This window comes from Polaromonas sp. P4_F9, assembly GCF_056401235.1.
Map to the genome: position 1 here is coordinate 36284 of NZ_JBFUJT010000027.1, position 13620 is coordinate 49903.

The window sequence follows — 13620 nt, forward strand, 5'->3', positions numbered from 1 at the left end:
AAATGTTCGACACGCATTACAAATCTCACAGCATCCGAGTCGCAGTGGCGACCCTCCTCTGCGGGTTTGGGCTTGCCGCCGCAGCGGCTTCCCTGCCCAACCTGCAATCACCAGATCCGGTTGGCGTGCCGCCTGCGATTCAGCAAACGGCGCGAGATATCGCCGCGGATCTGGCCTCGTATTGCCCTCTCGCATCTGCGGGGGATACCGGGGCCTACAACACTTGCCGCAAAGGGCTGTTCGGGTCAAGCGCCCTGCGCTCTCATCTGCCCGGCATTGTGCTGTGGGGCCGGCAGAGCAAGACGGCCAACGCCACACTGCGCCAGACCAACCTGACCCAGTTCGCGCCGGATATCTGGACCAGCATGTACGCGCCACTCTTCATGTTCAATGGGCGCCACAAAGTGGAGTGGGTGCCAGAGGAGAAGATGTTCCGGATCGAGCTGGAAACGGCTTTTCGCAACCGGTTGGCGCCGGGGCAGTTCCCCTACCCGTTCTGGCATGACGAAAGCAAATGGGCGATGTATGAAAACGCCAATGCTTTCATGCTCTGGATAAACCCTGAGACGGGCAAGATCCGTGCAGCGCAGTTCACCGACCGCGCATCGACGCCGATGCTGCTACCGGTGCAACCAATCAAGCATGCCAAGTATGAAGGGCCTTGGTTGTGGACCGACGAAAAGGGCAATACACAGCCAGCAGTGACCCTTTTTGACGGCCTCTACCGACCCGAGAACCCCTATATCAAGTCCATCGATCGCCAGTACCGTGACCTTGCGCTGCAGATGCGCGAGTCGCAGTGCACAAGCTGCCACGTGCCCAACAACCCGGACAAGATGAGCCGTCTGGTGCTGCTATCAACACCCGCTCACGCAGCTGGAGAGATCGACCGCCTGATCAAGGCAGTCAAAGAAGACCGTATGCCGCTGGACGAGTTCCGGCTTAACTATGCCCTGTCGCCCGAGAACAAGAAATGGCTTCTTGAAAGCGCCACCGCTTTCAAAATGACCCTGGAAGCCGCGCAAGCCTGGGAGAAGCAGGCTCCCGGTAAGTCGACGACCAGTTTGGCACCCTAGTACTCCAACCCAACGCTTACAGGTGATGAAATGAACCAGACCCTTTGCCAGACCGCCATAAGCCGGCGCACTGTCCTGCGCAGCGTCACAGCCGCCGCCCTGTGCAACACCCCGATGGTCTGGGCGCAGCAGTCCGGCGCAGACCAGTGGCGCCTGCTGGTCAACGAGGCCATGACAGCGGACTTCAGCATTTCCATGCTGGCCATGCGCTACCGCAGTTGGGCCGACTACATGGCCGCACAAATCCGCAACAAGCAGGTCTATGTAGACCCCATCATCGATATCCGCCGCTTCGTGCAACAAGCACAGTCGGAGCAAAAGCCGCTGTTGATTTTTGGCAAATCGGTCAACCAGCTGTCCAAGCTCGTGCGAGATCACGGCTACCAGCCACTGGTGCGCCGGCCAGAGCCCTACAAGGCCGCATTTATTGTTCCAAAGGATTCCCCAATCCAGAACTTTTCACAACTCGGTGGCAGGAAACTGCTGCTGCCCGACGAGTTTTCCGCTACCACTGCAGTGGCGAAGGCCGAAATACGCCGCACGAATATGCGCGAACCCTACATGTCACATACCCGCTTCCAGGATACGGTGGCCGCACAGATCAACGCCGGCCTGGCTGAGGCCGGCGTGGTCAATCCAACTATTGCCAAAAAGTGGAAGGATGGAGGGGGGCGCATCATTGGCGAGACGCAGCCGGTGGTCAACTGGTCGGTACTGGCGTCACCAAAAGCACCACCAGAGCTTGTGGCCAAACTCACCGAATCACTTTTGGCCATGAACAGCCAGTCTGCAGGCATTCTGTCTGACATAGGCGTCAAGCAGTGGGCCAAGGCCGACCGCGCTGACTACTTGGCCCTGCTGGAATATACGGGCGAGTAAATTCATACTCTTAAAATTCACGCTCTTGCGCGCTATGCAAGTTGCGTTGATAACTTGTAACATCTGCCTGGCCGCGGCGCCAGGCGCGTTTGAGATCGAGCGTATTGCAACAAGCCTTGAGTGCCGACTACCCTGGAACTTTTCGCTTGTGCGCTCCTTTTCGGAAGCAGCAGCCTTCAAGACGTCCTCAGGTAGCGCAACAGTCGTCCCTTGTATTTGGCGCCGCTGCCGGGCAGTTGAGAAATAAGTGTCTGCGTATGGGAGTAACCCAGCGAATCCATGTTCCGGTTGAATGCGACCCGATTGCCCCGATCGGGATCGACGATCAACACCTCAACGTCTGGCTGGGCATGCAGATCAATGAATTGCGACAGGACCTGGGGCTGCCCGCGGTCATAAAGAATATCGCTGCCAATGATCAGGTCAAAGCGCTCCAGAAGCGGGTTGGCCCTTGACCAGTTGCCCATCTGGTATTTCATGGCCGGGAGCCGATTGAGTTTGAGATTCTCCAGCAAAAAAGCCGCTGCCAGCGGGTGGCAATCGCTCGCCGTGATATCCCCGCCGCGCCGATGCACGATCAGGCTGGCCAGAGCCAGACCGCAGCCCAGTTCCAGAATACGCTTGCCCTCCAGTTCAAAGGTCAGCATGACATGAGCCAGCACCCGACCGGACGGCCACAGCAGGCCAAAAATCGGCCAGGCTGATGATGAAATGCCTTCTGCTTCAGCCTCGCCCAGGGGATCGTGAAATTGCTGCCGGTCCAGCAGGGAACGCACTTGAAGATCGTCGCCGCTTCCGGTGATCGTTTCAAACTTGAATTGATAGGGCGCAAGGGTTGGCGGTTTAACAGCCCCCAGGGGGGTCCGGCCAGGAACAGAGGGCATCCTGAAAACTCTTCCTGGCGTACAACACGCACAAACGGGCAAAAACTGCCAAAACAGTGGAATCCGACCAGTTCAGTGTACGCCTTTGAGCCTCAATCCTTCGGCTCAATCGTCAGTCGATGCATCGAGCCCCGGAAACAGTACGTCGGTATAACCAAACTGTGTGAAGTCCCGGATGCGCATCGGGTAGAGTTTGCCCATCAGATGATCGCATTCGTGCTGCACCACGCGGGCGTGAAAGCCGTTCACGGTTCGGTCAACGGGATCGCCATACTGGTCAAAGCCGGTATACCGAATATGTGAAAAACGCGGAACCAAACCGCGCAGGCCCGGCACGGACAGACAGCCCTCCCAGTCCTCCTCCTCATCGGGGCTCAAGGGCGTGACGATGGGGTTGAGCAATACGGTGCGAGGGACCAGCGGCGCGCCGGGGTAGCGCGGATTGACCTGGCTGGTGCCAAAAATCACCAGCTGCAAATCGACGCCGATCTGCGGGGCGGCCAGACCGGCGCCCTCCGCAGCCTGCATGGTGTCAAACATGTCGGACACCAGCAAGTGCAGTGCGTCCGTGTCAAATGCCGCGACAGGCTGGGCAACCCGCAATAAACGCGCATCGCCCATTTTGAGAATTTCGCGAATGGTCATAGCCCCATTATCGCGGGGCTGGCGAACTTACGCGCGCTTGACGGGTTGGCGCATTGCCAACTCCGGTTTAATTGCAATGCTGCCGGTGTGACCGCGCGGCAACCTGCTCAACGCCAGTGCCGATAACCCCGGTAGCCGCGGTAGCCGTAGTACGGTGCAGGCACCACGACAACCGGCGCGGTCTCGACATACACAGACGCGTCAGGGTAGGTGGCATAGGGACGATAGCCAACCGGAGCGACCACGCAGCCGGACAGCAAGGCAGCCACGCCGGCGGTTGCCAGCAAGCCGGATAAACGGATGTAGTTCATGAAAAGCTCCTGTTCTGAGCTTTTAACGTATCAGTGCCCCACGTGGCGTGACGTCGGGTTTGCAAAGCTCTGTAATGATCTGTAAGTGGCAGGAGTCACTTATGGCTGGCCGCAGAGACAACGCTGAGACAAATTTCGCTTTATCCGGCTTCAGCAGAAGCCAGCAACTGCATCAATGCCTCTTCATCGATCACGGCAATACCGAGTTCCTGCGCCTTGAGCAGTTTGCTTCCAGCCTCGGTACCCGCCACGACATAATCCGTCTTTTTGCTGACCGAGCCGGTCACCTTGCCACCGGCTGCTTCCACCTTGTCCTTGGCTTCGTCCCGGCTAAGGGTGGGCAAGGTACCGGTAATCACAAAGGTTTTCCCCGAAAGCGGTTTGGGGGTGACTGCAGCAGGTTCGCCCTCCTCCCAGTGAACGCCGCAGGCGCGCAGTTGCTCGACCACCTCACGGTTGTGCGGCTGGTCAAAAAAGGTGCGTATGCTCTGGGCAACAATGGTGCCGACATCGCTGACACCCAGCAACTGCTCTTCCGTGGCATCCATGATGGCGTCCAGCTTGCCAAAATGTCGTGCCAGCTCTTTGGCGGTGGCCTCACCCACGTGGCGGATACCCAGGCCGAACAGGAAGCGCGGCAAGGTGGTCTGCTTGGATTTTTCCAGCGCCTTGAGCAGGTTATTGGCCGATTTGTCGGCCATGCGATCCAGGCCGGCCAACGCCGTGAGGCCCAGTTTGTAAAGGTCGGGCAGCGTGCGAATCACATGGGCGTCCACCAATTGCTCAACCAGCTTGTCACCCAGGCCTTCAACCTCGACGGCACGCCGGTGCGCGTAGTGCAGGATGGCTTCTTTGCGCTGTGCGCCGCAAAATAGCCCGCCGGTGCAACGGTAGTCGGCTTCGCCCTCTTCGCGCACCGCATCGGAGCCGCAGACCGGACATTGGCGCGGCATTGTGAACATCGGTGCGCCTTGCAGTCGTTTGTCGGGCAGCACGCTGACAACCTCGGGGATCACATCGCCGGCACGGCGGACAATCACGGTGTCGCCCACCCGCACATCCTTGCGGCGCGCCTCGTCTTCGTTGTGCAGGGTGGCATTGGTCACGGTAACGCCACCGACAAAGACCGGTGCCAGCTTGGCCACTGGCGTCAATTTGCCCGTGCGCCCGACCTGCACCTCAATACCCAGCACGGTGGTGAGCTGTTCCTGCGCCGGGTATTTGTGGGCCACGGCCCAGCGCGGTTCCCGGCTGACAAATCCCATCCTTTTCTGCAACGCCAGGCTGTTGACCTTGTACACCACGCCATCAATGTCGTAAGGCAGGCTGTCGCGCTGCTTGCCCATGGCCTGGTGAAACGCTATCAATTCAGGCGCACCATGCGCAAGCCTGGTCTGGGCGGCCACTGGAAAACCCCATGACTTCAGCGTTTGCAGAAGCTCCATATGGGTAGCAACCCAGGGGTTCTTCGGGTCGATGTGTTCGGCCTCCAGCACAACCTCGCCCACACCATAGGCAAAAAAGCTCAGCGGGCGCCGTGCGGCGATAGCTGGGTCCAGCTGGCGCACCGCACCGGCGGCGGCGTTGCGTGGATTCACAAAGGTTTTTTCCCCTTTGACACCCGCAGCTATTTTCTCGCGCTGTTTGTCATTCAAGGCCTCGAAATCGGGGCGGCGCATGTAAACCTCACCCCGCACTTCCAGCACAGGCGGTGCGTCAGACGGCAGCTTGAGCGGAATCTGCCTGAGGGTGCGGATGTTCTGCGTCACCTCTTCCCCGACCTCACCGTCGCCGCGGGTGGCAGCCTGCACCAGCACACCGTGCTCATAACGCAAGCTCATGGCCAGCCCGTCAAACTTCAACTCAGCCACATACTCGACCGGCGGATCCGACTCCGTCAGCCCCAGTTCCTTGCGCACGCGGGTATCGAAATTTTGCGCGCCGGTGGCCTCTGTGTCCGTCTCCGTGCGAATGCTGAGCATGGGCACCTTGTGGCGCACGCTGGCAAACTGGTCAAGCGGCTTGCCGCCCACGCGCTGCGTCGGGGAATCCGATGTCAGCAACTCCGGGTATGCCGCTTCCAGGTCCTGCAACTCCTTGAACAGCCTGTCGTACTCGCTGTCGGGAATGGTGGGCTCGTCCAGGACGTAATAGCGATGCGCATGAGCGTGAAGTTCAGCGCGCAAGGCGGCCATGCGCTCGGCAGGGGACGCCGGCTGCCGCGAAGGCTCCGGCTGCGCAAACAGGTCTTTGGTGGCCATGAAAAAGATCAAAAGTGAGCGGCAAGCCCGGGGAAGTCAGGAAAACAGACGCCTGCCCAGCACAGAGCCGGCCGACAGGTCGCGGCCGTCCAGCGTGTCATAGAGCTGCTCCAGGTCGGCATGGATCACCTCCATGGCTTCTGGGCGGATGAGGTTGCCGTTGTCGTCGATGATCACGCCATCCATGCTGGCGGCCAGGGCCATGGCGACCTCGCACATGCGCGCAAACGGTTGCTCGGAACGCAGGACTTGCGGCACGTCCAGGGACAGCGTGAGCTCGCGCAACGCCGTTTGTTCGGGGTCGTCCGCCATGGCGGCCTGCGTATCGAAGGCCAGGCCCAGAATCGGCGCATGGCCCGGCTGACTGGCCGGCAGCACCATGCGGCCCGGGATGGAGCCGGCTACAAAACCGAGCCTTGCGGCGCTTTGCTGCACATAACCTGGGCTCCAGGCTGTGTGAATGGCGCGCAGGGTGAAGCTCAGCTGGGCATCGTGCCCGCTGGCGAACTGGTCCAGTTCCCTGGCACGTGCAACCTCGTCGAGCATTTCCGGAAATTCCGGCTCCCCCCCAATGGCGTCGGCAAAGGCCTGCGCCTTCATGACAAATTCGGAGTACTCAATCTGGTTGAGCGCACCGGTTCGGTTGGCCAGCTGCACGCCGCACTGAAAGGCGCTGTAGCGATGACCGGCGGTCGGGAATTCCCACTCGCCAGTAGTCACGCTGAGGCCCTCCACCCCGAAGGGTTTGCTGCCGACACGGCGAGTGCTGGGCATGGCGGCCAACGCAGCGTCACCCGACACCACCGACTCAACCACCACCGGCGCCACTGCGTCTATCAGTACGTCCAGACCGGGTTTTCTGTCGGGCGTGGTGAGGCTCGCCAGGGAGGGCAGGCCAGAGTCGCCATCCACATCTGTATCAAAGCTGGGCTCCTGTCGCTCGGCCAGTACGTCAGGCGCTGTAGTGGGTGCCTGCATTGGCGCCTGATGCGGCGCGGGCTCCTGTGCGGAAGGCACGGGTGGTGTGGCCCGCTTGGGCAGGTTTCTGCGCGACGACCAGGCGCTGTGAGCCACCACGCCTGCCAGCACCAAGCCGCCCACCACCGCCAAACTGACCTGGAGTGTGCTCATGCGAGACGCGCCCCCGCACCGCCCGCTCCATCCCACCCAGGTGGGACGGGGGCGGCGCGCTTCCCGCCGGTAAGGGCTGATTTTCGTGGGGCCAAACCGATGGTGCTCATGCTGCGATCTCGGAGAATCCGAGTGCCGCTTCCATGTCCACCGCCACGATGCGCGAAACGCCCTGCTCCTGCATGGTGACGCCGATCAGCTGCTCGGCCATTTCCATGGCGATCTTGTTATGGCTGATGAAGAGGAACTGGGTCTCCTTGCTCATGGAGCTCACCAGCTTGGCGTAACGCTCGGTGTTGGCGTCGTCCAACGGCGCGTCGACCTCGTCCAGCAGACAGAACGGTGCGGGATTGAGCTGGAAGATCGCGAACACCAGGGCGATGGCCGTCAGCGCTTTTTCACCGCCCGAGAGCAGGTGAATCGTCTGGTTTTTCTTGCCGGGCGGCTGGGCCAACACCTGCACACCGGCGTCGAGGATTTCTTCGCCGGTCATGACCAGACGTGCGTTGCCGCCACCAAACAGTTCGGGGAACATCTTGCCGAAATGGGTGTTGACGGTTTCGAACGTGCTTGCCAGCAGATCGCGCGTTTCCATGTCGATTTTTTTGATCGCATCTTCTAGCGTGCCCATGGCCTCGTTGAGGTCGGCGGACTGCGCATCCAGGAACTGTTTTCGCTCACGGGCCGCGCTCAACTCGTCCAGCGCAGCGAGGTTGACGGCACCCAGGGACTGAATTTCCCGGTGAAGGCGGTCAATCTCGCCCTGCAGGCCGGTCAGGCGCACATTGCCAGCCTGAATGGACTGCTCCACGGCCACCAGGTCAGCCTGTGCATCGTTCAGCAGTTGTTCGTATTGTTCAAAGCCCAGGCGTGCGGCCTGTTCCTTGAGCTGGAATTCCGTGATGCGCTGGCGCAAAGGATCGAGTTCCCGCTCAAGCTGCAAGCGGCGCTCGTCGCTGGCGCGCAGCTTGTTCGTCAGGTCGTCATACTGGCTGCGTTTGGCGCCGAGGTCGGCTTCGCGTTCCAGCTTGAGGCTTAACGCGCTCTGCAGGCCGGCCTGCGCCGCTGCATCGGTCAGGCGCGACAACTCTTCTTTCGCACGCTCTTCCTCGGTTGCAATCGACGCGGCCTGCTGGGTGGCAATGGCAATGGAGCGGGCCAGCTCTTCGCGTCGCGAAGCCAGGCTGCGCAGGGCAAACTGCGCTTCCTGCGCCTGGCGCTCCAGCGTGCGTTGCTGCTCGCGCGACTCACCCAGTTTGCGCTCGGTGTCGATCACCCGGTCATCAAACTGGGCATGGCGTTCCTGGCTGTCGGCCAGTTGCATGTCAAGCTCCTCAAAGCGGGCCTCGGCCGTGACCTTGCGCTCCTGTAGCTCACCAAGCTGGGCCTCAATTTCCGCCATGTCGGCCTGTATCTGCTCGCTGCGGGCACGGGTTTGCTCGGCCAGCTGCGTGAGGCGCAACACTTCCACCTGCAGTTCGTGGGCACGGCTCTGGCCTTCGGCAGCTTCACGACGCGCCGTGACCAACCGCTGGGCGGCGTCTGCATACGTGGTTTCGGCGCGTACCAGCGCGCTTCTGGCTTCATCGCTGATCAGGGCCTGGGCCTTGAGCTGTTTGTCGAGGTTTTCGATTTCCTGTGCGCGGGCCAGCAAACCGGCCTGCTCGGAATCCTGCGCATAAAAACTGACGCTGTGCTGCGTGACGGCGTGGCCACTCCTGACGTAAATCACTTCACCGGCATCCAGCTTGTCGCGAGCCGCCAGGGCCTCGTCCAGGTTTTGCGTGGTGTAGCAGCCGTGCAGCCAGTCACCCAGCAGCGCCGACTGGCCGGCATCGTTCAGGCGAAGCAGATCGGCCAGGGACTTGAGGCTGATGGATGGATTGGAGCGAGCGGGCACCGCGGCATGGGGCGCCGTATAAAACGAGAGCTTGGCCGGCGGCCCTTCACCGTCGCCGCGGCCATCGGTGCCGGCAAAGCCGCGCACCATGTCCAGACGGCTGACTTCGAGCGCACCCAGGCGCTCGCGCAACGCGGCTTCCAGGGCGTTCTCCCACCCCTGCTCAATATGAATACGGCTCCACAGACCTTGCAGACTACCCAAACCGTGTTTCTCCAGCCACGGCTTGAGCTTGCCGTCGGTTTTGACTTTTTCCTGCAAGGCTTTGAGAGCCTCCATACGGGCAGACAGGTCAGCGCGTTTGGCCGACTCGGTGTTAACGGTCTGCTGCAGGGTGCGCCGTTCCTCGTCAAGCTGCGGCACAGTTTCGGTCAGCTCATGCAGGCGCGCCTCGGATTCCGCCTGTGCCTCTTGTGCGCCGCTGAATTGCGCAGTGAGGTTCGCCAGGCGCGCTTCATCGGGAGCACTGAGCGCGTTGCGGTCGGCCGTCAAGCGCTCATGGCGCAAGGCCAGCGTGCGCGATTGCTCTTCAATGTTGCGCTGGTCGGCGGCCAGCACCTGAATCTGCTGCTGGACCTGGGCCACACCGGTGCGCTGCTCGTTGGATTTGGCCTGGGCCTGGCGCAGCGCCTCTTCAAGTGCCGGCAGCTGGGTTTGGTGCTCTTCGGTTTGCGCCACCAGCAGCTCGGCTTTTTCTTCGGCTTCAATGGCCTGGGCTGCCAGGCTCTCCGTCTCGGTTGCGGCGTCTTCCTGGCGCGTCGCCCATTGAGCGGTCTGCTCCCTGAGCTGGGCCAAACGCTGCTCGACGCGCAGTCGGCCATCGACCACAAAGCGGATTTCAGCTTCCAACCGCCCGACTTCCGCGCTGGCCTCATAAAGTTTGCCCTGCGCCTGATTGACCTGGTCGCCCGCGGCATAGTGTGCCTGGCGAATGGTTTCGAGGTCGGCTTCGATATGGCGCAGGTCGGCAACGCGACTTTCGAGATCGTTCACCGCCTTCTCGGAATCCACCTTGACCCGGGCCTGATCGGCCTGGCTTTCGGCACGCTTCATAAACCACAGCTGATGCTGTTTGAGGGTGCTGTCAGCCTGCAGGGTGTTGTAGCGCATGGCCACTTCGGCCTGCTTTTCCAGCCGGTCCAGGTTGGCATTGAGCTCGCGCAGGATGTCTTCCACCCGCGTCAGGTTTTCCCGCGTATCCGACAGCCGGTTGGCGGTCTCCCGGCGGCGCTCCTTGTATTTCGATACGCCTGCGGCTTCCTCCAGAAAGAGGCGCAACTCTTCCGGTTTGGACTCGATGATGCGGCTGATCGTGCCTTGGCCAATGATGGCGTAAGCCCGCGGGCCGAGGCCGGTCCCCAGGAACACGTCCTGCACATCACGGCGGCGTACCGGCTGGTTGTTGATGTAATAGCTCGAGGTACCGTCGCGCGTCAGGACACGCTTGACGGCGATCTCGGCAAACTGACCCCACTGGCCACCGGCCCGGTGATCGGCATTGTCAAACACCAACTCCACACTGGAACGGCTGGCCGGCTTGCGCGTGTTAGTGCCATTGAAAATGACGTCCTGCATGGACTCGCCGCGCAGCTCGGAGGCTTTGCTTTCCCCCAACACCCAGCGCACCGCGTCCATGATGTTGGATTTACCGCAGCCATTGGGCCCCACCACACCGACCAGTTGCCCCGGCAACACGAAATTGGTGGGCTCCGCGAACGATTTAAACCCTGATAACTTGATCGAATTGAGACGCACGGCAGTCCCTGTTTTCTTGAGCGTTTAGCTAAGTCGTTGATTCTTATAGCGCTTGACGGGGCGCTCGCACTGCCTGGCGCGCAGTGCACGGCCTGCAATGTTACCCGAGCATGGGATGCTTTTTTGCAGGAGAAAATGCCCAAAACCCGCGGCGGGTGAAACATTTTGAGTCCAGGGTAGGCAGGCGGAAAGGCGGCAAGAAGCCAATGCTGGCTCACGGAAAGACGTCCTGACTACGGAAAAGAAGCATCAAATTGACCTTTAGCCCCCGTCAAAAGGTCATATACAGCTATGGTTTTTGACTCGGCAAGCCGCACTGATCGACAGCCGGGCCTGCTTTTTTTGCGCCTTCAAAAATGGTTGGAAGAATTCACCCAGTATTTCCAGCCCCATTTCGCGATGCGACACGGCGGCGTTATGCAATAACTTGCGAATGCTTCGGCAGCAGGTTATAGCGTGACCTAGCGTGATAGGGGGTCTGTGCCGGGTGCATGGATGACGGGCAATGTCGGCAGGGGACCCGTTGATGTGTTGGGGTCAACCCAGGGGCGGATGGATGCGGCTCGAAAAGATCGGTGCTTCTATGCTTATGTTCGGAGCAGCTGGTGCCTCAAAATCAGGTCGATGACTCAGTTGGTGGCAAACCGGGCTGGCCGTCGGCCTGCGTGTCTGGGGTCTGCTCACCCTCGTCTGCCGCGTCATCAGGCTTGCCTTCAGCCTTGCGCTTGAGTTTTTCTTCTTTTTTACGTTTTTTCGCAAGCTCTTTCTGGCGTTTTTCGTAGGAATAATTAGGAGTTGCCACAGCGTGCTTTCGTGAATGATTAACCCTTACTGTACTGCATCGCCGTCAGGGCCTCATCAAGTTCTCAGCAGGCCCGAATCAAGCGATCAGGAGCGCCTGAGCCAGGTCTGCCCGCAGGTCGGCCACAGACTCCAGGCCGATCGAAAAACGTACCAAACCACCCCGATGCGACCAGGGCGTGCGACGCATGGCTGGCACGTCATAAGGCACGCACAGGCTCATGGGCCCGGCCCAGCTGTAGCCCAGCTTGAACAGCTGGAGACTGTCGCAAAAACGGTCGATCCGCTCCTGTGTGAACTCGGGCTTGAACACGGCGCTGAGCAGGCAGGCTGCGCCTGTGCAATCGCGTTTCCATGTGTCATGTCCGGGCGATCCTGGCAATGCGGGATGCAGCACGGCGGCGATTTGCGGCTGGGCCTGCAGCCAGACCGCCAGCTGTTGCGTGGTGGCATCCTGTGCGGCGTAGCGCAAGGCCATGCTGTTCAAGCCGCGCAACACCAGTTCGGCATCATTGCCGCTCACGCCATAGCCGACGCGCATGTGGCATAAATGAACCAGATGGTGCAGGGCTTCGTCGTTGGTGACCACTGAACCCATCAGCACGTCCGCGCCACCGCTGGGGTATTTGGTGAGGGCCTGTACGGAGATGTCCGCACCGAGCCCGAAAGCGTTGAACGCCAGGCCTGCGCCCCAGGTGTTGTCCAGCGCGGTAACGGTGCCCGATGGATGGGCACTGTTGCCAGACTGGTTGTGCGCCTTGACCACAGCAGCCAGCGCCGGAAGGTCCGGGAACTCCAGCGTGATGGAGCCCGGGGCTTCCAGCCAGACCAGCCGCGTTTTGCGGCTCAATTTGGCGGCTAGATCGGCCGGGTTCATGGCGTCATAAAACTGGAAACTGATCCCCCAGGCCAGGAGTTCAGTTTGCGCAAATGCCTTGTTGGGGCCATAGGCGTTGTCGGGAATCAGCACTTCATCACCGGACTTCAGCAGGGCCATGTCCACCAGCACCACGGCAGCCAGGCCGCTGGGCACCAGGGTGCAGAACTTGCCGCCCTCCAGGGTGGCAATGCGCTCTTCCAGCGTGAAGGTGGTGGGGGTACCGTGCAGGCCGTAGGTATAGCCCGTCTTGTGTTTCCAGTCGCGGTTGCGCAGCGCCGCAACGCTGGGAAAGATCACCGTGGAGGCCTTGTGCACCCCCGGTGCAACGGCCTCAAAGCCCGCCGGTGGGCTGTAGGGGTGATGGATTAGTTGGGTAGATGGATCGCTCATGCGCCGATGTTAACGGCATGCCCCGACAGGCGGTGGCCGTACCCTGGCCGTGAGCCTGGGGAACAGCGCCGCTTGCACATCGATAAATGGCCGCAATTTTCCGCCGGGCCGTCCCAAGGAAAATTAGCCCCCTCGGGGGGCCCGTATCACACGAAGCGAAAAACGTGGAGGCCATCAGATTTTCCACTTGGCCATCAGTTGCGCCGGTGTGAGCGAGTCGTAGCCTTCAAACGGCTGGTGAATCCAGGGATTGGTCGGCAGCGACTCCACTGAGTAGTCGGGCTGGAAGGTGGAAACGCCCTTGGTCCAGATCACCGCGCTGCGCAGCTCGGTGATAGGTTTGTAGTTGGTGCGCAGCTGCTGGATCACCGCATTCAGGGTGTAGCCCGAATCGGCCAGATCATCCACCAGCAATACCTTGCCGGCAATTTCGCCCTTTGGCGTGGTGATATAGCGCGCGATGTCGAGCTTGCCCTGCACGGTGCCGGCGTCGGCGCGGTAGGAACTGGTCGACATGATGGCCAGTGGCTTGTCAAAAATTCGCGAAAGAATGTCGCCCGGCCGCATGCCACCGCGGGCCAGGCACAGGATGGTGTCGAACTGCCACTCCGACTGATGAATCTTGATCGCCAGTTTTTCAATCAGGTTGTGATATTCGTCATAGCTGACATACAGATGTTTGCCGTCTTCGGTCAACATGGGTTTGC

11 protein-coding genes are annotated in these 13620 nt (G+C 60.7%); 2 read left to right on the top strand and 9 right to left on the bottom strand.

Features of this window, described 5'->3' with window-relative positions; genetic code table 11:
- Positions 1 to 2 precede the first annotated feature (2 nt).
- Both AC1DUB_RS20880 and AC1DUB_RS20885 read left to right on the top strand, forming a co-directional pair.
- Positions 3 to 1076 (top strand): hypothetical protein, encoded by a 1074-nt coding sequence (locus AC1DUB_RS20880; protein WP_477731108.1) that lies wholly within the window; start codon positions 3 to 5, stop codon positions 1074 to 1076.
- 30 nt (positions 1077 to 1106) lie between these two features.
- Positions 1107 to 1955, top strand: coding sequence for a phosphate/phosphite/phosphonate ABC transporter substrate-binding protein (locus tag AC1DUB_RS20885; protein ID WP_477731109.1), 849 nt, complete (start codon positions 1107 to 1109; stop codon positions 1953 to 1955).
- 176 nt (positions 1956 to 2131) lie between these two features.
- Here the strand turns inward: AC1DUB_RS20885 and AC1DUB_RS20890 are convergent, their stop codons facing one another.
- From AC1DUB_RS20890 to AC1DUB_RS20930, 9 genes are all read right to left on the bottom strand, one after another.
- Entirely contained in the window at positions 2132 to 2839 is a 708-nt protein-coding gene (locus AC1DUB_RS20890) for a class I SAM-dependent methyltransferase (protein WP_477731135.1), read from the bottom strand.
- A 105-nt stretch (positions 2840 to 2944) separates the two neighbouring features.
- A complete protein-coding gene (gene def, locus AC1DUB_RS20895) occupies positions 2945 to 3484 on the bottom strand; it encodes a peptide deformylase (protein WP_477731110.1) in 540 nt (179 codons plus the stop codon).
- Between the two features lie 107 nt (positions 3485 to 3591).
- Entirely contained in the window at positions 3592 to 3795 is a 204-nt protein-coding gene (locus tag AC1DUB_RS20900) for a hypothetical protein (RefSeq protein ID WP_011483505.1), read from the bottom strand.
- Positions 3796 to 3935: 140 nt separating this feature from the next.
- Positions 3936 to 6056 carry an NAD-dependent DNA ligase LigA gene (gene ligA, locus AC1DUB_RS20905; protein WP_477731111.1) on the bottom strand — a complete coding sequence of 707 codons (2121 nt, stop codon included), beginning with the start codon at positions 6054 to 6056 and terminating at the stop codon, positions 3936 to 3938.
- A 36-nt stretch (positions 6057 to 6092) separates the two neighbouring features.
- Positions 6093 to 7187: a cell division protein ZipA C-terminal FtsZ-binding domain-containing protein gene (locus AC1DUB_RS20910; protein WP_477731112.1), complete on the bottom strand. Its 1095-nt coding sequence runs from the start codon at positions 7185 to 7187 to the stop codon at positions 6093 to 6095.
- Positions 7188 to 7293: 106 nt separating this feature from the next.
- On the bottom strand, positions 7294 to 10842 hold the full coding sequence (gene smc, locus AC1DUB_RS20915; RefSeq protein ID WP_477731113.1) for a chromosome segregation protein SMC: 3549 nt from the start codon (positions 10840 to 10842) through the stop codon (positions 7294 to 7296).
- A gap of 616 nt (positions 10843 to 11458) precedes the next feature.
- A complete protein-coding gene (locus AC1DUB_RS20920) occupies positions 11459 to 11644 on the bottom strand; it encodes a hypothetical protein (RefSeq protein ID WP_477718121.1) in 186 nt (61 codons plus the stop codon).
- Between the two features lie 78 nt (positions 11645 to 11722).
- A complete protein-coding gene (locus tag AC1DUB_RS20925; RefSeq protein ID WP_477731114.1) occupies positions 11723 to 12913 on the bottom strand; it encodes a PLP-dependent transferase in 1191 nt (396 codons plus the stop codon).
- Positions 12914 to 13087: 174 nt separating this feature from the next.
- Positions 13088 to 13612, bottom strand: coding sequence for a phosphoribosyltransferase (locus tag AC1DUB_RS20930; RefSeq protein WP_477718119.1), 525 nt, complete (start codon positions 13610 to 13612; stop codon positions 13088 to 13090).
- Positions 13613 to 13620 lie beyond the last annotated feature (8 nt).

Coding starts and splice junctions, on each gene's coding strand:
- AC1DUB_RS20880 (WP_477731108.1), top strand. CDS start 3: ATGTTCGACACGCATTACAAATCTCACAGCATCCGAGTCGCAGTGGCG.
- AC1DUB_RS20885 (WP_477731109.1), top strand. CDS start 1,107: ATGAACCAGACCCTTTGCCAGACCGCCATAAGCCGGCGCACTGTCCTG.
- AC1DUB_RS20890 (WP_477731135.1), bottom strand. CDS start 2,839: ATGCCCTCTGTTCCTGGCCGGACCCCCCTGGGGGCTGTTAAACCGCCA.
- def (WP_477731110.1), bottom strand. CDS start 3,484: ATGACCATTCGCGAAATTCTCAAAATGGGCGATGCGCGTTTATTGCGG.
- AC1DUB_RS20900 (WP_011483505.1), bottom strand. CDS start 3,795: ATGAACTACATCCGTTTATCCGGCTTGCTGGCAACCGCCGGCGTGGCT.
- ligA (WP_477731111.1), bottom strand. CDS start 6,056: ATGGCCACCAAAGACCTGTTTGCGCAGCCGGAGCCTTCGCGGCAGCCG.
- AC1DUB_RS20910 (WP_477731112.1), bottom strand. CDS start 7,187: ATGAGCACACTCCAGGTCAGTTTGGCGGTGGTGGGCGGCTTGGTGCTG.
- AC1DUB_RS20925 (WP_477731114.1), bottom strand. CDS start 12,913: ATGAGCGATCCATCTACCCAACTAATCCATCACCCCTACAGCCCACCG.
- AC1DUB_RS20930 (WP_477718119.1), bottom strand. CDS start 13,612: ATGTTGACCGAAGACGGCAAACATCTGTATGTCAGCTATGACGAATAT.